The organism is Sulfitobacter noctilucicola, assembly GCF_000622385.1.
In the GTDB taxonomy this organism is placed as follows: domain Bacteria; phylum Pseudomonadota; class Alphaproteobacteria; order Rhodobacterales; family Rhodobacteraceae; genus Sulfitobacter; species Sulfitobacter noctilucicola.
The window spans coordinates 3,127,273-3,146,531 of the sequence record NZ_JASD01000008.1 but is presented as its reverse complement, the minus strand read 5'-3'; the positions used below and the strand labels follow the sequence as shown (position 1 = coordinate 3,146,531).

The window sequence follows — 19,259 nt, the reverse complement described above, 5'->3', positions numbered from 1 at the left end:
TTACTGCCCATGTAACATCATGGTCACAGGCATACGCCTACAGGCAAAGACGGGACACACTATGACAGGATCAAGCTCAACCGGTATGACCCGGCGCGCAGTTCTTGGCGCTTTTGCAGCAACAGCACTGACAGCAGCCCCTACCTATTCGAACGCAGCGGGTTTTTTGCGCGGCGGCGGCGATATTCGCCGGATCAAGATGTACTCGGGCCGGACCGGTGAGCGGATCGATATGATCTACTGGATCGAAGGTCAGTACATCAAAGACGCCGTGAAGGAAGTGAACTACTTCATGCGCGACTGGCGCACCGATGGCGTGAAAAGCATGGATTTGCGCACGGTTGATATCATGGCCGCGGCGCATAACCTTTTGGACGTGTCCGAGCCGTATATGTTGCTCTCGGGCTACCGCAGCCCCAAGACCAACGCCATGCTCCGTTCAAAATCGCGCGGTGTGGCCAAGAATTCTTTGCACATGCGCGGTCAGGCTGCTGATCTGCGTTTGTCTTCGCGTTCTGTCAGTCAGATGTCGCGTGCGGCAATCGCCTGTCAGGGTGGCGGCGTGGGCCGCTATTCCGGTTCGAACTTCGTACACATGGATTGCGGCGTGGTGCGCAGCTGGGGCGGCTAATTTTCCCCGACAGTCCTGATTTCGAAAAGCGCCCGCTGTGGCGCTTTTTTTTGCGCAAATTCTAGTTGCCGTCTGTCAAAGGTACACCGGACCGCCCCACAACATCATACAATGCCAAGAAGATCGGGTCCTGCATACCGGTCAACATGCCCTTGATTACCCACCCTCGTGGAAATCTTCGGCGGCTGCCAAAGGGCCTCTGCTGTGGATTCCCAGCGCCAGCTTGATTGGCACATTTCCAAAAGATTCCGGTTGGCAGAAAAGCCCAGCACACTGGCGGCCATGGTGGGGTCGGCAAAGCTGGCGGCGACATCACCCTCACGCCGTGGCTTGAACCGGTAAGGGATGGCCTGACCACTCACTGCTTCATAAGTCTTTATAACATCGAGTACTGAATACCCCTGCCCCTTACCCAGATTGACGGTATGGGACCGACCCTGCCCAAGCAGCAGTGCGAGTGATTGCACATGCCCCTCTGCCAGATCACTGACATGGATAAAGTCGCGGATTCCGGTTCCGTCATGAGTACCGTAGTCACGGCCGAAAATCTGGACGAAAGGCAATTGTCCCTTGGCAACTTTCGCGACAAGAGGCATCAGATTACCACCATTGCTGAGCGGTGCCTCTCCGATCAGGCCAGAAGCATCTGCACCTGCGGGATTGAAATAGCGCAACACCCCTACGGCCCATTTCGGCAGGCCGCGTGCTCTGGATGTGCGAGACTTCTGATTCAAAAACTGCTCCCCCAAAAGCTTAGACAGACCGTAGGGGTTGGTGTAGGTGAGCGGTGCATGTTCAGGGATCGGCAGGGCTTCGGGCGCGCCGTAGACGGTCGCGCTGGATGAATAGACGATCCTCGAAACCTCGTGCTGCTCCATCACCTTCATCAGACCCAATAGCGCTGTGATGTTTGCGTCAAAAAACCCTTGCGGCTGCGCCAGCGACTGCGGGACGGATTTTCGCGCTGCGAAGTGGACAACAGCGTCAATTGCATGGGTCTCAAACACCGCACCAAGCGCCTTTGGATCAGACACGTTCACATCATAGCATGTGACCGGTCGCTGTGTGATGCGGGCAAGCCTGTCTGGCACACTGCGCGCCGCGTTTGAAAAATCATCAACAATTACAACCTGATATCCAGCACGCACAAGCGCCAGATAGGTATGTGACCCGATAAAACCCGCACCACCCGTCAACATAATACATGCTGGCATTCCGTCTCCACCCCCAAGGCGCTTTATGCGCCGACAGGCGGAAACTAGGGGGCGAACCCATAAATTTGGTTAATCATGAAGCCAATTGCCCAGATTTCAGATCGCGCCGCGGCCGGTAACCACTGTTATCAATGTACGCCAAAGCACATAGGCCTCCATGCGCACCCCACATTCCGAAATATACCGCAGATCAAGCACAAGTTTGCGCCGCGTTCCGTCAGTGTCGGTGGTATATCCCTGCACGACCTGCGACAGCCCGCTCAGTCCCGGACGGATCGTGTGACGGCGCGCGTATCCCGGCAAACTTTGCATGAATTGTCTCGCGAACTCCGGTTGTTCGGGGCGCGGGCCGATCAGGCTCATCTGACCAGCCAATACGTTCACAATCTGCGGCAACTCATCAAACCGGTAGCGTCGCAACAGATGGCCCAGTCCGGTGATCCGGTGACTCTCCTGATCGGCAAATCGCACCTGCGGCCCGCCCTTGCGCATCGTGCGAAATTTATACATCCGGAACAAGCGATCATGACGCCCGACACGCGCCTGAATATAAAGCAAGGGACCGGGATTGAGCCAAGGGTTCAAAAGTAACAGCGTGCACGCCAGCACGAGAAGCGCCGGCAAAAGCAACAGCGACAACACCACGTCCAGCACCCGTTTGCCCCACCAGAACAAACGTGTCCCCCCGATATCCAACAACCTGCTCCCCACGTTTGCGATACTCACCCGACAAGCTTGATCAAGAAAGGTTAACAAAACCTTGCCGCTTGTTTTTCGAGCGTGAAATCCCGATGCAATTCTCCTTTTGGTGTGCGGACAAAATAGCGCTAGACGGCGCTGGCAGATCAGAGTCAAGCTGACGCAAGGCAGGCATAACGCCAGCACGATCAAGGGAACGATGATGAAGATAATTTATTGCGAAGATCACCGTTTGCATTTTCCGCAAGCCGAACTGTCCGGCGGTCAGTTTGTGACCCCGTTCGAGCGACCCTCGCGCGTCGAATATGTTCTCAACCGCCTGAAAGAACGGAAGCTGACACAGATCAGCGCCCCCGATCCGGTTGATATGAAGCCGGTGCAGGCCTTGCTTGACCCGGGTTACCTCATATTTCTTGAGACCGCTTGGGACGAATGGAAAGCTGCTGGAATGGAAGGCGAGATTATCGCCGCCAACGTGCCCGCACGCGGTATGCACATGGACCGCATCCCTGACAACATCGACGGCAAGGTCGGCTATTATTGCCATGCCTCCGAAACTGCGATGACACAGGGAACATGGGCCGCTGCCCTGTCATCGGTCGCATCCGCCCAGACAGCACAGCGGCTGGTCGCAGATGGTGCCGACAGCGCCTTTGCCCTCTGCCGCCCCCCCGGTCACCACGCAACCGCAGACCAGTACGGCGGCTACTGTTTTATCAATAACGCGGCAGTTGTCGCTGATATGTTCCGTGCCTCCGGTGCCGAAAAAGTCGCCATTCTGGACATCGACTTTCACCACGGCAACGGCACGCAGGCACTGTTTTATGACCGAAGTGATGTGATGTTCGCCTCGCTTCATGGCGCGCCGCAGGATGCCTACCCCTACTACCTTGGCTATGCCGACGAGACCGGTGTGGGTGCGGGTGAAGGGTTTAACCTTAACTATCCAATGCCCCCTGGCACCCCCTATGATGTCTGGCGTGAAGCCCTGGACGATTCAATCGCCAAAATCTCGGCTTGGGGCGCGGAGGCGTTGGTCGTCTCGCTTGGGGTTGATGCCTACAAGGAAGATCCGATCAGCTTTTTCAAACTCGAGAGTGATGATTTCACTGACGCAGGCCGGCGCATCGGCCGGATGAAGCTGCCGACAGTATTCTGCATGGAGGGGGGCTATGCCGTTGAAGCGGTGGGTATCAACACGGTGAACGTGCTGGAAGGCTTCAAAGACGCGTAGCCGAGAAAAGAAGTCGGGAAGGCCGCAGACGGCCTTCCCGCGCAGAATTTTATTTCAGCAATTCAGTCCAGATCGCTGTATAGAGGTCGGTCGCAGACTGTGGGCAGGTCGGCAGGAACTTACCCGCCGCTGCAAACTCGGCAGGCGTTACGATCTCAGGTGCCGTCTTCATATCTTCTGGCATGAACTCTTCTGAACCGGCCACACCATTTGCATAGCGCGCAAAGCCTGAGATCATCGCAGCATTCTCGGGTTCGAGGATGAAATTGATGAACTGATACGCTTCGTCCACGTTCTGCGCGTCTGAAAGCAATGCGACCGAATCCATGAACAACGGATAGCCTTCAACCGGATAGCCATAGACAACATCGGGGTTGTTGATCCGCGCGCGCATGGTCGAACCGTTCCAGTTTACCGATGCGGCGTAGTCACCCGACGACAGCTTGTCGGTTGTGCCATAATCCATGGACAACCACTTGGGCTTGGCCGCCATCATCTTGTCGCGCACTTTCTTCAGCACTTCGAGGTCTTCGGTACAAGCCTCACCGCCTACGTTGAAGATCGCCATATTCAATACATCGGTCATTTCCGGCACGACATTGATCTTGCCTACCAGCTCTTCCGGCGGGTTCAGGAACAGCTCGGATGTATTCACATCGCCATCGTAAACACTGGTGTTGACCGCAATGCCGACGGAGCCCCACTGCCAAGGGACAGAATGCGCGCGGCCCGGATCCCATGGCACATCTTTCCACTCAGCAGCGATATTACCGATGTTCGGGATTTTTGAGTGATCCAGTTCCGCAATTAGTCCTTTGCGTACATAAACCGGAATATAGTTGGCTGAAGGCACCACCAGATCAAAACCTGACCCGCCCGCTTCGACTTTGGTCAGGGCGGTGGTGTTGCTGTCATAATCCGTGATCGTCACCTCGATGCCGGTCTCTTCGGTGAACTTCGTGATCATCTCGGGGCTGGTGTAGTTGCCCCAGTTAAACAGGTTCAGCTGCCCTTCGGCATAGGCACCGAACGTGCTGCCCAGCAGGGCTGTCGTCGCAATCAGGTAGGTTTTCATCGGATGTCTCCCTTGATGATGAAATGCGGGTTAGTCCCGCTTTCTTGTAACTATGAAAAAGACCGTCAGGATCAGCACGGTCAGCACCAGCAGTGCCGTCGAGATGGCGTTCACCTCTGGCGTGAGAGCCCGTCGCAACTGGCCCAGCATATAGGTGGGCAGTGTATCCTGCCCGGCAGATTTCACAAATTCCGTGATGATCACATTGTCGAGCGATATGATAAAGGCCAGCATTGCCCCTGCAATCACACCCGGCAGCAACAGTGGGAGCGTCACAAAGCGGAACGTCTGCCACGACGACGCATAAAGATCGGCGGCTGCGGTCTCCATCGTCATGTCCATGCCTTCCAGTCGCGCTTTGATCGGCAGGTAGGCAAACGGAATACAAAAGGCGGAATGCGCAAGGATCAGATAGCCCAGACCGCTATAGCCTGTGGCCACCTTCACGGACGAAAAGAAAATGAGCAGCGCGACCGCAGTCACGATTTCGGGCACCATCAAAGGCTGGTTGATGATGATGTAGATCGTGGTCTGCCCCTTGAACTTGCCCCGCCGCGTGGTGCCAAGCGCGGCCATCGTCGCCACGCCGGTCGATATAACGGAGGCCCAGAGCGCGATAATCAGCGAGCGCGCCGTTGCGTCCTGAACCGCTTCGTTTTCCCACGCCACCTGATACCATTGAAGCGAGAACCCGCCCCATTGGTTGACCGAATTGCCACCGTTGAATGAATAGATCACCAGCGTAATAATCGGAGCATAAAGCAGTACAAAGGCCGTAATCGCGATGAAGGTAAATCCCGGCAAGGTTGTTACATCGTAAACGCGTGGTTTAGCCATGTGGCTCATCCCGTGAAGACACCCGCGTATAGACGACCAACGACACCAGCACGATCAGGAGTAGCAGTGTCGACAGCGCTGCACCAAGGGGCCAGTTCTGGCCCTGCCCGAACTGCAATTCAATGAAATTTCCGATCATCATATTCTTGCCACCCCCCAAAACACGCGGCGTGACGTAAGCGCCGAGGCTGGGAATGAAAACAAGGATCGATCCCGCGATAATGCCAGGTTTCACAATCGGCAGGATCACACTGCGAAGCACCTGCCAGCGCGATGCATAAAGGTCGTAACCCGCCTCAATCAAACGAAAATCAAAGCGGTCAATCGCGGCATAGAGCGGCAGAACCATCAGCGGCAGGTAGACGTAGGCCATGCCAATCAGAACGGCTGTGTCGGTGTAAAGGATCTGGATCGGCTCGGAGATCAAGCCCATGTTCATCAGTGCGGTGTTCAAGATGCCCTGATTGCGGATCACCTCCATGATGGCGAAGGTGCGGATCAGCAGGTTGGTCCAGAACGGAATAGTGATTAGAAACAACCAGATCGCCCGTGAAGTTGGCGGTCGCGTTGCGATGAACCATGCCGTTGGCAACCCGAAGGCAAAAGTAATAAGCGTTGTTGCGATCGAGAGTTTGATAGAGCGCCAGAAGATCGACAGGTTCGCATCCGCAAGGCTGACTGTCTGATCGAAGATATCGCGCTGGAAAAGCACCTGAAACCATCCATCACCAGACAGAATCCAGCGCACACCTGAATAGTCGCCTTTCTCCAGCACTGAATAAACCGCAACGATCAGCAAAGGGCCACAGGCCGCGATGACGAGAAGGATGAGCGCAGGTGCGGACAACAGCCAGCCATCCACGCCCTTGCTGCGTTTAACCGGTGCCTTGCTCATGATTTCAGGACCTGCACCGCGTAATCATCAATGGTAACACCCACTTCGTCACCAACGCCGAAACGTGAGGCAGAGTTGGATTGCACCCGCGCTACAAGCTGGCTCCCGTCGCTGAGCGCTAGAGTATAGTGTGTGTCCGTCCCCAAATAGGTCGCGTCTACTATTTTTGCGGGTATAGCCGCGCCGACGGGGCCAATGCTAACCTGCTCGGGCCGAATGGCCAGCGTCACACCGCCCGCCTGATCTTCCAATGGGACTGCCAGAAGATCGCCGGTACCAAGCCGCACTTGCCCGTCCTCTACCCGCCCTTCTAGGAAATTCGTCTCTCCGATGAAATCAGCGACAAAGCGGTTTACAGGTCGGTCATAGATATCATGCGGTGTGCCGACCTGCAAAAGCGCGCCCGCCGACATCACGCCGATCCGGTTGGACATTGTCAGCGCCTCTTCTTGATCGTGGGTCACAAAGATAAAGGTGATGCCTGTTTCGGTCTGCAAACGCTTCAGCTCACTCTGCATTTCCTTGCGCAGCTTGAGGTCCAGTGCAGAGAGCGGCTCGTCCAGCAACAGAACCTCCGGCTCAGGAGCAAGCGCCCGCGCCAGTGCAACGCGTTGTTGCTGACCCCCTGACAATTGTTGCGGCAACCTTTTGGCAAAGTCCTCCAGTTTAACCAGCGCCAGCACCCGTTCGACCGCAGCTTTCACCTCTGCCGCGGGCTTACCCTGCATCTTCAGGCCAAATCCCACGTTGTCCGCGACACTTAAATGCGGGAACAGCGCATAGGATTGAAAGACCGTGTTCACCGGACGCTGGTTAGGCGGCGTATACGTGATGTCACGTCCGGACAGATGAATTGTGCCGGATGTCGGCGTTTCAAAGCCTGCAATGCAGCGCAGAAGCGTCGTCTTGCCACAGCCTGACGGGCCCAAAAGCGTAAAGAATTCACCCTGTTCGATGGCTATTGATACATCACCCAGCGCCGTAACAGCACCTGATCCTGTACCGTAAATCTTGCCGACATTGCGCGCATCAATCGCGATATTTTTATTCAATTACCAGTACCCCCACAAATGACCATGCGCCCGGCTGCAGCCTTATGCAAGGTATTCTGTGAGCATCGCAGGCTTGCGGTTTGCCCATGGTGCAGCTTGCTCAAGTTCTGCGCAAAGTGCGATCAACGTGGCGTCCTGACCGAATGCTGCGGCAAGGTGGATGCCAACCGGCAACCCTTCATCGGTCCAATGCATAGGCACCGATGCTGCGGGTTGTCCACTTGCGTTGAATGTGGCGCAAAATGGCGAATATTCGAACACACCCCCGGCCCCAACGCGGTAATTCTCATAATCGTCTCGGTCATGGGTGAAACGGCCCACAGCGGCGGGAGGTTCTGCCAAAGTGGATGACAGAATAATGTCATAGTCGCCAAAGACCGCTGCCATTTCGCGCCCGTAGCTGTGGATCTTGTTCACCGCGTTCAGATACTCTGCCCCGGATATGCCCTGCGCCATGCGATGCGCACTTTCGGCAACGCCCTGAATATCGCCCTGTTGGAGCGCGCGCCCCTTCGCATTGAGCGTGCTGTCGATCCAGGACGCCGTGCCGCACGCCACGATCTTGGTCCATGCGTGCATCATGCCTTCGTGATCGGCCTGCGGGACATGTGGGATGACATCATGCCCCATATTGGAAAGCAGCTTCGCCGTTTTTTCGACGGCGGCTTTGCAGTCGGGGCCTATCGGCTTGCCGGTGAACGTCGTGTAACACAGCGCGATGCGTAGCCGTTTTGGCGGGCGCTGGATCGCTTGCCCATATGCCATTTCCATCTCGGGTGCTGCGTAGGGCGCGCCCAGATCAGGCCCTGCGCAGGCATCCATCATCGCGGCATTGTCGCGAACAGAACGGGTCAGAAAGCCGTCGGTTGCCATCCCCGCCCAGCCCTCACCGGATGCTGGCCCATCCGGAAGACGCGCCCGTGTCGGCTTGAACCCGAACAACCCGCAGCTGGAGGCCGGAATACGCACCGATCCGCCGCCATCAGAGCCGTGCGCCATCGGCACAATGCCCGCAGCCACCGCCGCACCCGATCCACCGGAAGAGCCGCCAGACGTGCGTGTCACATCCCACGGGTTACGTGTCGGCCCGCCATAGACAGCTGCTTCGGTCACTGGTCCGATGCCGCCTTCTGGTGACGTGGTCCGCCCAAAGGTCACAACACCGGTCGCCCGCATCCGTAGAAAAATCTCGCTGTCGTAGCTATAGCGCGTGTCCCGCAGGAGATTGGAGCCATTGTTTGAAGGAAAATCCTGCGCCTCGGCACCCAGATCCTTGATCAGAAACGGGACCCCTCGAAACGGACCATCTGGCAGCCCTTGCCTGATCGCCGCACGCGCGGCCTCTTCGTTGATTAAGACAACAGCATTCAGAGCAGGGTTCAGGGCCGCGACACGGGCAAGCGCTTCATCCAGCATCTCGTCCGGCGACGCGGCTCCTGATGATACCAGCTCGGCAACTGCTGTCGCGTCTTCTTGAAAATTCTGTCCCATAGATCCCACAAACCCTTGTAATCGCAGCGATATGTCAGTGCGGCGCAGCGCAAATATTGTTCACACTTAAAATGTTAGACCTTTGACAGGGGCACTGCAATCGTTCGCGATCACCTTAACGCAAACCGGCACCACAAGGGCCGATGACATTAAAATCACACGAGGAGGGTAATGGCGGATCGACAGGGATTCGAACCCTGGAGACGGTCTCCCGCCTACACACTTTCCAGGCGTGCGCCTTCGACCACTCGGCCACCGATCCATTGCGCGGGGTTTAGTATGACCCTGCCCCAAGTTGCAAGCCCGAAATGCAGCCCTTGTGTGGCAAACTTTCAGACCTGTGGCTCAGCTATCAAGATGGAGGTAAATCCGTCGGTTCATGCGGCCCTTCTTCTCGATCTTGCCCAGCCTCAGCGCACCAATTTCGCCGGTACGAGCCACATGGGTGCCACCGCAGGGCTGAAGATCAATCCACGCGCCCTCTTCGCCGATCTGGATAAGACGTATATCGCCTGCCGATTTGGGGGGCTTTACGGCCATGGTCTTGACCAGATGGGGATTTGCGTCAAGCTCGGCTGCAGTCATCCATGCTTCGCTGACCAGCAAATCCTGCGCGGTGTATTCGTTGAGCGCGTGTTCTATCGCATCGCGGTCTTCTGGTGCGTCGGGCATGTCAAAATCCAGCCGGCCGTGGGTTGCCGATATCTGACCACCAGTCACACCAAACGGCACGACAACCGACAACAGATGCAATGCCGTATGCACCCGCATGTGTTTGTGGCGCCGGTCCCAATCAAGGGTTTGCGTCACATGTGCCCCCAGTGGCGGCAGCGCCTGCGGCTCTGCCGGAACGGCGACGATTTCATCCCCGTCGCCTTTGACCGTGGTGGCGATTGGAAGGTGTTTGCCGTCCCAACTGATCCAGCCGGAATCCCCCGGCTGCCCCCCTCCCGTCGGATAAAACAGGCTCTGGTCCAGCACGATCCCGCCCTCTGCCGTTATGGAGGCGACCATCGCGGGGGCTTCGCGCTGATAGGCGTCCGTCCGAAAGAGCGTTGTCGTCATGTCGGAACCTCATCTGCTTTATCGTTGCCGTTCTTGGCGTCTGATGCCGCCCGCAACGCCTCGGGGTTTCGCAGCCAGACATCGCGTTGTGCGAAGGGTATCTCGATCCCCTCCTCTGCGAAACGTGCAGCGATTGCATGGTTGATGTCGCTCTTTACCACCAGCATAAAATGGACATCACGCAGGAAACAGCGCACTTCGAATTCCAGTGCATCCGCGCCGAAATTCACAAACAGGATTGTCGGCGGCGGTGTGGTCATCACCATCGGCTGTTCCTCTGCGATTTCGCGCAGCATTTCCTCAACCTTTTTCGTGTCCGTGCCGTAAGCCACACCCACCGTGACGATAACGCGCCCTGTGGTGTTGCCGCGCGTGTAGTTGGTGACAGTGCCGCTGACCAGATCGGCGTTTGGCACAATCATATCGGTCTTGTCGAATGTCTCGATCCGTGTGGAGCGGACAGAGATATCGCGGACATGGCCCATCTGGCCGCCAACTTCGATCCAGTCCCCTTCTGAGATCGGACGCTCGATCAGCAGAATGATGCCGCTGACAAAGTTGCTGACGATGTTCTGCAAACCGAAACCGATACCAACGGAAAGCGCACCAGCCACAATAGCAAGCGAGCTGAGATCAATCCCTGCCCCCGTAATCGCCGCAAGAGCCGCCAGAAAAATACCGACATAGCCCACACCCGACACAATGGCGTTCTGGGCACCGATTTCGATTTGTGTTTTGGGCAAGACGTTGCTGCGCAGCGCGGTCTTGAGCAAATGGGTCAACACGTAGCCAAGGGCAAAGATGATGGCAAAAGTCAGAAAATCGGTCGGGGAAATTCGGGTATCGCCCACTGCAAAGCCGCGCAGGAAACCGCTCCAAAGCTCTGTCAGGTCGGTGACGCGTGCGCCCCAGATCAGCGCCAGAAGTGGTGTCGCAACGGCCAACAAGATAAGCCCGAAGAGGACGGGCATCAGTGCATCGCGCGCCTGCTCTCCCTGCCCTGTGATGGCACCGTAGACATCAGCCGCAAACCGCTGGAATGCCATGACTGCGCCCAGGACAACGAGGGTCATGATATAGGGGGGCATCAGCGCATCCGCCGCGCGGAAGTATCCCGCAGCCGCAAGCAGAGGCGCGACAATCGCCACCACCACCGCGCCCGTACCCAAACCTCCGACAAACCGCGCCATGGTTGCAACGCGGGTCTCGTCTTCCTCTGTCTCGGCAAGCTGTGCGTTTTTGTAGCCGCGCAGGATCAGCCCGATCCGGTAGAGGGATACGGCGACCAATACCGTCATCGGGAAGCCCAGTACGGACCGTGATGCCGCGGCAACCTCATCGACAGCGAGGATCTGGTAGATCAGTTCCGACAGGATGATGAGTACGGTAATGACAGTAACGTGAAAGCGCACTTCACGCCGCTTGCCTGCGGCCAACGGGATCAGGGCTTCGTCATCATCGCGCGAGAAAACCCGTTCTGCCACCCACCGCACGGCCAGCATGATGCCGCCGAGAAACGCAAACAGCAAAAACATCTCGTTCAGGGCCGGACCGAACAGACCCGTAGAGATTGCCGACAACGCGAGCAGGTTCAAGCCGCCAAAGGGCAGCACAATGCGCAAGAGCGAAGCCAGAAATCGCCAAATGCCAAAACCGCGCCCGCCAATGCGTTGCAAGCTGGTGGCAATCATGCGCGACCAGAACCGACCACGGAAAATGAGCGCAAGGCCCAGCAGTCCAAGAACAATGGTGACGGGCAAGTCTGTACGCAGATCAACGCCCTGCAGCTCGGGCTGCATATCCGGCGTCTGCTGCATCAACGTCTTGACGGACGCCGTCAGGTCCTTGATCGCCTGTTCCCAATGTATCGGGTTCAGGGGAATGGGCGCCGTGCTCAGCAGTTGCTGCGTTTGGCGTTCCCGTAAAGACTGATCGATCTGCGAGACCAACGCATCTGCGCGCACAAATTGCGCTTCTGCCTGCTGGACGGGCGTCAGCAGTGACGAAAGCTGCTCGTTCAAATCGGCACGCTGTGCGGCTACATCAGGCGGCTCGGACCCCGAAGTTTCGTCCGCAGGTGGCTCGCCCAAGGCCGCGATCTGCTCGCGCAGCGTCGCGATACGGGCCGCGTTCAGATCGCTTGCAGCGTCAAACTCCGCACGGAACTCGACCACCTGATTGCGCAGGTCTTCAAGCACCGTGCTTTCGGTGTCATCGGCATCAAGCGCATCTTCTGTTTTCGTGGCGAGATCAGACCACCGCGAGAAATCCTTTATCAGGGCATTCTGTGCCTTGCCGACAGAAGCAAATCCTATCGAAAGACCGACCAGCAGGCATAAACACCAAAAGACGCGGCGCATCAGCTGTCTTCAAACACATTCGGCAAAACAGCACTTTCCCGTTCAAGCCACGCAGGAACGGGCAGACCTTTTTCGTGCAGGAACGCGGGGTTGAACAGTTTTGACTGATACCGCGTTCCGAAATCGCACAGGATCGTTACAATCGTGTGGCCCGGCCCAAGATCACGCGCCAACCGCATAGCACCTGCCACGTTCACGCCAGAGGACGCACCGAGGCAAAGACCCTCGTCCTGCAAAAGATCAAAGACAACCGGCAGCGCCTCGCTGTCCGGAATATTGTAGCTGAAATCAGGTGTCAGACCTTCGAGGTTCTTGGTGATGCGCACCTGTCCGATGCCCTCGGCAATCGATCCACCTTCCGAGGCCAGCTCTCCGGTGGTGTAATAGCTATGTAGCGCCGCCCCGTCAGGGTCCGCCAGCGCGATTTTGACGCCCTTGGGCTGGAGCGCCATTGCGATGCCTGCAAGCGTACCACCTGAACCGACAGCGCAGCAAAAGCCGTCGACCTTGCCGCCTGTCTGCTCCCAGATCTCGGGACCGGTTGTTTCGACGTGCGCCTGCCGGTTCGCCACGTTGTCGAACTGGTTCGCCCAGATGACGCCTTCGTTGGTGGAGCGTGCAAGCTCGTTCGCGAGCCGTTCGGAGTAGCGTACGAAGTTGTTGGGGTTGCGGTACGGGGCGGCAGGTACCTGCACCAGTTCTGCCCCCGCGAGGCGCAACATATCTTTCTTTTCTTCCGACTGCGTCTCGGGAATGACGATCACGGTTTTGAAGCCCATGGAGGCACCCACCAGCGCAAGCCCGATACCCGTGTTGCCGGCTGTACCTTCGACGATGGTTCCACCGGGTTTCAATGTCCCTTTGGCAATCGCATCCTTGATAATATAAAGCGCCGCACGATCCTTGACCGACTGGCCAGGGTTCATAAACTCCGCTTTGCCATAGATGTCACATCCCGTCGCCTCGGACGGTCCGCGAAGCTTGATCAACGGGGTTTTGCCAATCGCATTGGCGAGATCGGATGCAACGTGCATGAGAGCCTCCGGCAGGAAAAGGTTTCAGTAGTCTAGATCGGGTGTAGCGCCCGCCTTTCAAGACCTCAAGCGATCCCTGTGATAGGCGAGGTAATATACAGCCGCTACAAGCGCCGCATTGCCAAAATCAAGTGCCTTCGCGCGCTCCATCAGTTCATCAAAAGGGATCAGATGGGAGCGGATGTCTTCATGCTCTTCCGCCAGTCCGCCCAAGCCTGCACTACGGTCGGGCAAATCAGTGAGCGCAAGGTAAATGTAATAGAACTCCGAGGATGTCCCCGGTGACGGATAGCTCTCGGCAATGGTCTCTAGCGCATCAAGCTCAAGCCCCGCTTCCTCAAGCGCTTCGCGCCGCGCGGCCTCCTGCGGGGTTTCACCGGGATCAACGCGTCCCGCGATCGGCTCCAACTGCCAAAGTGTGTGATCCCCACGCGCCAAAGGACCAAAGCGTACCTGTTCAACCAGCATCACGCGGTCGCGGACCGGATCATAGGGCAGCACCAAGGCGGCGTCCGCGGCGACAAACAAAGCGCGGTGCATCTGATCGGACGTGCTGCCATCGAACTTGTCGTGCCGCAGTGTGAATTCATCCAATGCAAAAAAATCGGAATAGCGCCGGTCCCGCGACAGCACATCCACCTGCCCTTGAAAGGTGGATGTGCCATGAACCGATTGTTGCGCACGGACAGCCGCGGACGCCCGCGCGCGAATGACCGGAAACATCTCTGCCACTTCATCGCGGCTGCGCGTCCCGTAGTAGGACATCACTTCACCTGCGGCGATCATGCTCATGTCACCCAGATCAGACACCCAGTCTGCCAGCGACCATGGTCCATCAGGCGTCCAGCGCCCGGCCTGCGGTACGTAGACCTGTACTTTTGTCCCATCCGTCAAAGCAGTCTGATGCAGGTCATAGTCAAAACTGCCTTCGTAAAAATCAAGCCGCCGGATATCCGAGCGGGTCAGCCCCCGCAAAACCAGCCCGTCAGCTTCATGCTCGCCATCGGGTGCGATCATCGGGAACGGTCCTTGAGCAACAGACGAAACGCAGTAGCCGGGCAATTTTGCACGAGTGGCATCAAGACTGTCGGCCGGTCTGCCAAGCACGATTTCAAGCAACGGCACATGCCGCAGCGTTCCATAAAAGAACAATGTGCTCATATAGTTAGCGCCACTTTTTGCCAGCGTATTCAGTCAACAGGCCACTTACCAGCGCAGAGATCAGCAAGACAATACCGATGGGCACAGTCGCGATGAGAACCGCAAATTCCGCGCCGATATTGAACGTTGCGACAATCGCTTCGAAAGGTCCATCATACCGGTTGCGCATCGCCAGACGCACCATTTCGTTGATGGCCTGGATGGCGACGCCCCAAAGCATCAACACAAAAACACCGGTCAATCCATTGTTAATCGCCTGGGTGATACCGCGCCCTGCGCGACGGCCCATCACGATCCAGCCCACGCAAAGACCCAACACAACATTGACAGGCACGAAGTACCCGAAATCAGTGCTTTCGGGCATCAAAGGCATAACCATGATCGAAACGACATAGCCGACCACTGCCAGACATATGGCGGCCATCAATCGTGCGGCGGTGGGCATGTGGAAGCTCCTCAGGACAGCCCGTTAGCCGGGCTTGCGTATGGTAATCTGCGTGACGTCACAATTTCCACTGTCAAATGTCGCAGCGCAGGAAGTGAGGTAAAAATTCCACATGCGACGGAAACGCTCGTCAAAGCCCAGATCCCTGATTTGATCCCATTTGTCGTTGAACGTCTCGTGCCAGCGGCGCAGCGTGATGTCATAGCTTTTGCCGAACTCGATGGATTTATCGACCACCAGTCCAGCACGCTCGACCTGCTCCCGCAATACTTTAGGAGACGGCAGCATCCCACCGGGAAATATATACTTTTGGATGAAATCCACCCCACGTTTGTAAACATCCCACCGCGCGTGATCTACGGTGATGATTTGCAATGTCGCTGCTTTTCCGGGCTTCAACCGCTCGCGCACTGTGTCAAAGTAGACCGGCCAATATTGTTCTCCCACCGCCTCGAACATCTCGATGCTGGCGATGCCGTCGTAATGGCCCTGCTCGTCACGGTAATCTTGCAGCTTGAAGTCCACCAGTTCAGAAAGTCCTGCTTTTTCAATACGCTCGCGAGCATATTTGATCTGCTCTTCACTGATGGTCAGGCAGGTCACACGTAAACCACGTTCACCCGCAGCGTATTCGGCAAAGCCGCCCCAGCCGCATCCAATCTCAAGCACATGGTCGCCGGCCTTCACATCCATTTGGTCAACCATGCTTTTGTACTTGGCGATTTGTGCGGCTTCGGTCGATTGCTGTGCACCCTGATCAAAGAGCGCCGAGGAATAGGTCATCGTATCATCCAGCCAAAGCCCGTAGAAATCGTTCCCCAGATCGTAGTGGTAGCTGATGTTCTTGCGGGCCTGCGTCTTTGAGTTGCGTTGCAGCCAGAACCGCAGCTGTTCGAACCGGCGGACAAGACCCATGCCGGGAAAGCCGTCGTACATGTTTTCATTGCCCTGATGCACCAAATCCATAAATGCCTGCAAATCGGGTGTGGACCAGTCGCCATCCAGATAGGCATCGCAAAAGCCCAGATCGCCCTCGCGGATCAACCGTGCGAACAGGTCATTACTGTGCACATGGACTTCGGCAACATGGCCGGGATTGGCCCCTTCGGCGCGGAAAATGCGGCCATCGGGCAGCACAAAGTCCACGCGGCCATTGCGCAATTCCTGCGCCATCCCGAACACACGGGAAAAATAACGTGGCAGGTTCGTTTGCCCGTCTGTACTGGTCAAAATCATGTCCACTCCCCGTGGATTATTTCTTTGAGTTTACCCTGTAAGCCTGAGCTTACACAATTCCTAAAACCCGCGTTTTTCATAGGCTTCCAGGGCGCGCTTGCGCCCCTCCGCGGGTGTGACAATCGGATCGGGATAGCTGTCTGTGGCACCCATGGCCCAATGGCGCGGAATGGCATCAAAGTAGCTGAGCGCGTCTTTATGCGGATTCGATCTGCCTTCGGCGATCCAGCGCGAGGTGTAGGCGCGGTCTTTGTCGAATTTATCAAGCTGGGTTTCGGGGTTGAAGACACGGAAGTAGGGCGTCGCATCCGGACCCGACCCCGCTGACCATTGCCAACCCATCGCATTGCTGGCGGGATCCCAATCAATCAGGCATTCCTCGAACCAGTCCAGCCCGATGCGCCAGTCCGTGCGCAAATGCTTGGTAAGGTAGCTTGCCACAATCATCCGGCCCCTATTGTGCATCCTGCCCGTCACATACATCTCTCGCATGGCCGCATCGACAAAGGGCAGACCGGTACGTCCTTTCTTCCACGCCCAAACCTCCGAGGCGCGCGCGTCATCCTTCCAGTCGAACTGCTGCCATTCCTCACGCCAGCTTTTGGTCAGGATATGTGGCGTATGGTGCATCAAATGATATGCAAATTCACGCCAGACCAGCTCCTTCAGAAAAGTCTCCGCGCCCGGTTTGCCTTCCTGACGTGCACGCATGCCGGCGTGCCAGCACTGGTGGGGGCTGATTTCACCTAGAGCGAGGTTTTCGGACAGATTGGACGTACCCACCTGCCCCGGCAGATTGCGCGTCGTGTCATAATCCGCAACCGTATGCGCAATAAAGGCCCCCAGACGCGACTGCGCCGCCTGTTCGCCTAGTTGCACAAAAGGCCTCACAACATCCGCGCCACGGTTCATAGCTGCGCCCATGTCCCAGTCTTCGACCGCGTCGGACGCGGGCCAAGTCTGCGGCACGGGTATTTTCGACGGCGTGCTACGGGGGGCGTCGACGTCGCGGGTTTTGACCGAGTTCCAGAACGGTGTGTAGACCTTGTAGTAGCCGCCGGTCTTGGTCTCGACCGTCCAAGGTTCAAACATCAGATGGCCGCCAAACGAGCGGGCCTCTACCCCCTGCTCTTTCAGCGCTTCCTTGATACGGCTGTCACGCGCCACGCTGTCGGGATCATACAGGCGTGACCAATAGACAGCCCCCGCGCCCGTTTCAGTGATTAGGGCGCGGATCGCATCCAGCGCGTCTTTTTCCCGGCGCAGGATCAGTTTGCTGCCTTTTTCCGCAAGACTGTTTGCCAAAGCACCAATGCCCAGCCCAAGCCGCCATTTCGGCGCGGCCTTCAACCCGTCCACCAGCGCATCATGTACAAAGACGGGGATCACCGGACGTCCAGTTTCAGCAGCGGCACAAAGTGCTGCGTGGTCGCTCAGACGCAAATCACGGCGGAACCAGAGAAGGATCGGGGTATTAACACTCATCTTGCGTAAATCTTACCTATGTCAGTTCCTGATCTAGTTAGGACAGACACGGCGCAATCAAGGCATTGGTTTCACAAAACAACATCTAGCGCTGTTAATAGCTGATCAATCTCTGCCTTGGTGGTGTAATGCGTGAAGCTCAGCCTCAGAACGCCCTTGTCCAAATCGACCCCCATCGCGGTCAACGCACGACCAGCATAGAAATCACCGCCCCCCGCCATGATACCATGCTCTGCCAGTGCCGCGGCAGCCTCTTCGGCGTTGCGATTAAGTGCCAGCGCCACTGTGGGGGCACGGCCCTCAGCCTTAGATGGCCCGATCAGGCGCACGGAGTTGCGCGCACGGACTTCATCAAGCAAGGGCTGCAAAAGCGCCGTTTCATGCGCCCGCATCAGATCGTGTACGGCAGTGCCACGCTCCGCCGCCGGGGCATCGCCACCTATATGGTGCGCATGAAAGGCATCAATGTAGTCCGCCATGCCAGCACATGCCGCCACCTGCGCGTGATCCGGTCCTGCAGGTGTGAAACGCTTGTAAAGACTATCTGCGTTGAACACATGCCCCTGATTGGGCAGCAGTTCCGCAAGCGGTCGGCGGATGACCATCACCCCCTGATGTGGGCCATAGGTCTTGTAGGCCGAGAACAGATAAATATCCGGCCCTAGCGCACCTACATCCGCAAACCCGTGTGGCGCGTAAGACACCCCGTCAACACAGACAAAGGCCCCTGCAGCATGGGCAAGCGCGGTGATCTCGACCACCGGATTGATCTGGCCCACAACGTTCGAGCAGTGTGGAAAACAGACCAGACGGACCTTTTCATCCAGCAGGCTCTCAAGGTCTTCGGGATCAAGCGCACCTGTCTCGGCGTTCACGCGCCATTCGCGCACCTCGATCCCGCGGTCGGACAACCTGCGCCATGGGCCGCTGTTGGCTTCATGATCCTGATTGGTCACGACAATAGCTTCGCCCGGCTCCATCAACTGGGCAAAGGCCTGCGCCAGCACATAGGTATTTTGAGTGGTCGATGGACCAAAGCTCAGCTCATCCGGTGCAACGCCAAGGATCGCGGCCATGCGTGTGCGCGCTTCGTCCATCTCTTCGCCGCCCAGCCTGCTGGCCTCGTAGGGCGCATAAGGCTGCACCTTGCGTTGCGTATAGAACCGGAACAACCGGTCGATGACCGGCTGGCAGGTGTAGGACCCACCGGCGTTTTCAAAGAAAGCCTGCCCTTGCAAAGAGGGCTCGGAGAAGGCGGGGAACTGGGCGCGGACCCATTCTGTATCTAGCTGTGTCATGCCAGCAAGGTCTGATGAAATGTCTTCGCCGTCAAATGCAAAAGCCC

The 19,259-nt window shown here is 57.2% G+C and carries 17 protein-coding genes and 1 tRNA gene; 2 read left to right on the top strand and 16 right to left on the bottom strand.

Annotated features, from left to right (window positions below; all coding sequences use genetic code 11):
- The first annotated feature begins 61 nt into the window (after positions 1-61).
- Positions 62-631, top strand: coding sequence for a peptidoglycan L,D-endopeptidase MepK (mepK, locus tag Z946_RS0119070; RefSeq protein WP_025057310.1), 570 nt, complete (start codon positions 62-64; stop codon positions 629-631).
- A gap of 104 nt (positions 632-735) precedes the next feature.
- Here mepK and galE read toward each other — a convergent pair whose 3' ends face one another.
- Positions 736-1,845 (bottom strand): UDP-glucose 4-epimerase GalE, encoded by a 1,110-nt coding sequence (gene galE / locus Z946_RS0119065; RefSeq protein WP_025057309.1) that lies wholly within the window; start codon positions 1,843-1,845, stop codon positions 736-738.
- Between the two features lie 96 nt (positions 1,846-1,941).
- Complete coding sequence (locus Z946_RS0119060) at positions 1,942-2,571, bottom strand: sugar transferase (RefSeq protein ID WP_160170293.1); 630 nt, start codon at positions 2,569-2,571, stop codon at positions 1,942-1,944.
- 175 nt (positions 2,572-2,746) lie between these two features.
- On the opposite strand from Z946_RS0119060, the gene Z946_RS0119055 reads away from it, so the two are divergent.
- Positions 2,747-3,778, top strand: coding sequence for a histone deacetylase family protein (locus Z946_RS0119055; RefSeq protein WP_025057307.1), 1,032 nt, complete (start codon positions 2,747-2,749; stop codon positions 3,776-3,778).
- A 49-nt stretch (positions 3,779-3,827) separates the two neighbouring features.
- On the opposite strand, the gene Z946_RS0119050 is transcribed toward Z946_RS0119055, so the two are convergent.
- The 14 genes from Z946_RS0119050 to Z946_RS0118985 form a co-directional block, all read right to left on the bottom strand.
- On the bottom strand, positions 3,828-4,853 hold the full coding sequence (locus Z946_RS0119050; protein ID WP_025057306.1) for an extracellular solute-binding protein: 1,026 nt from the start codon (positions 4,851-4,853) through the stop codon (positions 3,828-3,830).
- Positions 4,854-4,883: 30 nt separating this feature from the next.
- Positions 4,884-5,690, bottom strand: a complete 807-nt coding sequence (locus tag Z946_RS0119045; RefSeq protein WP_025057305.1) for an ABC transporter permease — start codon at positions 5,688-5,690, stop codon at positions 4,884-4,886.
- Positions 5,683-6,585 carry an ABC transporter permease gene (locus Z946_RS0119040; RefSeq protein ID WP_025057304.1) on the bottom strand — a complete coding sequence of 301 codons (903 nt, stop codon included), beginning with the start codon at positions 6,583-6,585 and terminating at the stop codon, positions 5,683-5,685. Before Z946_RS0119040 ends, Z946_RS0119045 begins: the two co-directional genes overlap by 8 nt.
- Entirely contained in the window at positions 6,582-7,637 is a 1,056-nt protein-coding gene (locus tag Z946_RS0119035; RefSeq protein ID WP_025057303.1) for an ABC transporter ATP-binding protein, read from the bottom strand. Before Z946_RS0119035 ends, Z946_RS0119040 begins: the two co-directional genes overlap by 4 nt.
- A gap of 42 nt (positions 7,638-7,679) precedes the next feature.
- Positions 7,680-9,128 (bottom strand): amidase, encoded by a 1,449-nt coding sequence (locus Z946_RS0119030; protein WP_025057302.1) that lies wholly within the window; start codon positions 9,126-9,128, stop codon positions 7,680-7,682.
- Between the two features lie 172 nt (positions 9,129-9,300).
- Positions 9,301-9,390 (bottom strand) — tRNA-Ser (locus Z946_RS0119025).
- An 83-nt stretch (positions 9,391-9,473) separates the two neighbouring features.
- Complete coding sequence (locus Z946_RS0119020) at positions 9,474-10,193, bottom strand: alanyl-tRNA editing protein (protein ID WP_025057301.1); 720 nt, start codon at positions 10,191-10,193, stop codon at positions 9,474-9,476.
- Positions 10,190-12,553 carry a DUF3772 domain-containing protein gene (locus Z946_RS0119015; protein ID WP_025057300.1) on the bottom strand — a complete coding sequence of 788 codons (2,364 nt, stop codon included), beginning with the start codon at positions 12,551-12,553 and terminating at the stop codon, positions 10,190-10,192. Before Z946_RS0119015 ends, Z946_RS0119020 begins: the two co-directional genes overlap by 4 nt.
- Entirely contained in the window at positions 12,553-13,587 is a 1,035-nt protein-coding gene (locus Z946_RS0119010; RefSeq protein ID WP_025057299.1) for a cysteine synthase A, read from the bottom strand. Before Z946_RS0119010 ends, Z946_RS0119015 begins: the two co-directional genes overlap by 1 nt.
- Positions 13,588-13,644: 57 nt before the next feature.
- On the bottom strand, positions 13,645-14,748 hold the full coding sequence (locus Z946_RS0119005) for an NUDIX domain-containing protein (RefSeq protein ID WP_025057298.1): 1,104 nt from the start codon (positions 14,746-14,748) through the stop codon (positions 13,645-13,647).
- A 4-nt stretch (positions 14,749-14,752) separates the two neighbouring features.
- Complete coding sequence (locus Z946_RS0119000; RefSeq protein WP_025057297.1) at positions 14,753-15,193, bottom strand: TrgA family protein; 441 nt, start codon at positions 15,191-15,193, stop codon at positions 14,753-14,755.
- A gap of 24 nt (positions 15,194-15,217) precedes the next feature.
- Positions 15,218-16,429: an SAM-dependent methyltransferase gene (locus Z946_RS0118995; RefSeq protein WP_025057296.1), complete on the bottom strand. Its 1,212-nt coding sequence runs from the start codon at positions 16,427-16,429 to the stop codon at positions 15,218-15,220.
- Positions 16,430-16,489: 60 nt separating this feature from the next.
- The gene (locus Z946_RS0118990) at positions 16,490-17,914 is read right to left on the bottom strand and encodes a cryptochrome/photolyase family protein (RefSeq protein ID WP_025057295.1); all 1,425 of its coding nucleotides are present in this window, start codon (positions 17,912-17,914) and stop codon (positions 16,490-16,492) included.
- A 71-nt stretch (positions 17,915-17,985) separates the two neighbouring features.
- Entirely contained in the window at positions 17,986-19,212 is a 1,227-nt protein-coding gene (locus tag Z946_RS0118985; RefSeq protein WP_025057294.1) for an aminotransferase class V-fold PLP-dependent enzyme, read from the bottom strand.
- Between the last annotated feature and the right edge of the window lie 47 nt (positions 19,213-19,259).

What these genes read in the sequence shown, in the direction of transcription:
- galE (WP_025057309.1), bottom strand. Translation starts at nt 1,845, where the DNA reads ATGCCAGCATGTATTATGTTGACGGGTGGTGCGGGTTTTATCGGGTCA.
- Z946_RS0119055 (WP_025057307.1), top strand. Translation starts at nt 2,747, where the DNA reads ATGAAGATAATTTATTGCGAAGATCACCGTTTGCATTTTCCGCAAGCC.
- Z946_RS0119010 (WP_025057299.1), bottom strand. Translation starts at nt 13,587, where the DNA reads ATGCACGTTGCATCCGATCTCGCCAATGCGATTGGCAAAACCCCGTTG.
- Z946_RS0118990 (WP_025057295.1), bottom strand. Translation starts at nt 17,914, where the DNA reads ATGAGTGTTAATACCCCGATCCTTCTCTGGTTCCGCCGTGATTTGCGT.
- Z946_RS0119045 (WP_025057305.1), bottom strand. Translation starts at nt 5,690, where the DNA reads ATGGCTAAACCACGCGTTTACGATGTAACAACCTTGCCGGGATTTACC.
- Z946_RS0119000 (WP_025057297.1), bottom strand. Translation starts at nt 15,193, where the DNA reads ATGCCCACCGCCGCACGATTGATGGCCGCCATATGTCTGGCAGTGGTC.
- Z946_RS0119050 (WP_025057306.1), bottom strand. Translation starts at nt 4,853, where the DNA reads ATGAAAACCTACCTGATTGCGACGACAGCCCTGCTGGGCAGCACGTTC.
- Z946_RS0119020 (WP_025057301.1), bottom strand. Translation starts at nt 10,193, where the DNA reads ATGACGACAACGCTCTTTCGGACGGACGCCTATCAGCGCGAAGCCCCC.
- Z946_RS0118995 (WP_025057296.1), bottom strand. Translation starts at nt 16,429, where the DNA reads ATGATTTTGACCAGTACAGACGGGCAAACGAACCTGCCACGTTATTTT.
- Z946_RS0119040 (WP_025057304.1), bottom strand. Translation starts at nt 6,585, where the DNA reads ATGAGCAAGGCACCGGTTAAACGCAGCAAGGGCGTGGATGGCTGGCTG.
- mepK (WP_025057310.1), top strand. Translation starts at nt 62, where the DNA reads ATGACAGGATCAAGCTCAACCGGTATGACCCGGCGCGCAGTTCTTGGC.
- Z946_RS0119005 (WP_025057298.1), bottom strand. Translation starts at nt 14,748, where the DNA reads ATGAGCACATTGTTCTTTTATGGAACGCTGCGGCATGTGCCGTTGCTT.
- Z946_RS0119015 (WP_025057300.1), bottom strand. Translation starts at nt 12,553, where the DNA reads ATGCGCCGCGTCTTTTGGTGTTTATGCCTGCTGGTCGGTCTTTCGATA.
- Z946_RS0119030 (WP_025057302.1), bottom strand. Translation starts at nt 9,128, where the DNA reads ATGGGACAGAATTTTCAAGAAGACGCGACAGCAGTTGCCGAGCTGGTA.
- Z946_RS0118985 (WP_025057294.1), bottom strand. Translation starts at nt 19,212, where the DNA reads ATGACACAGCTAGATACAGAATGGGTCCGCGCCCAGTTCCCCGCCTTC.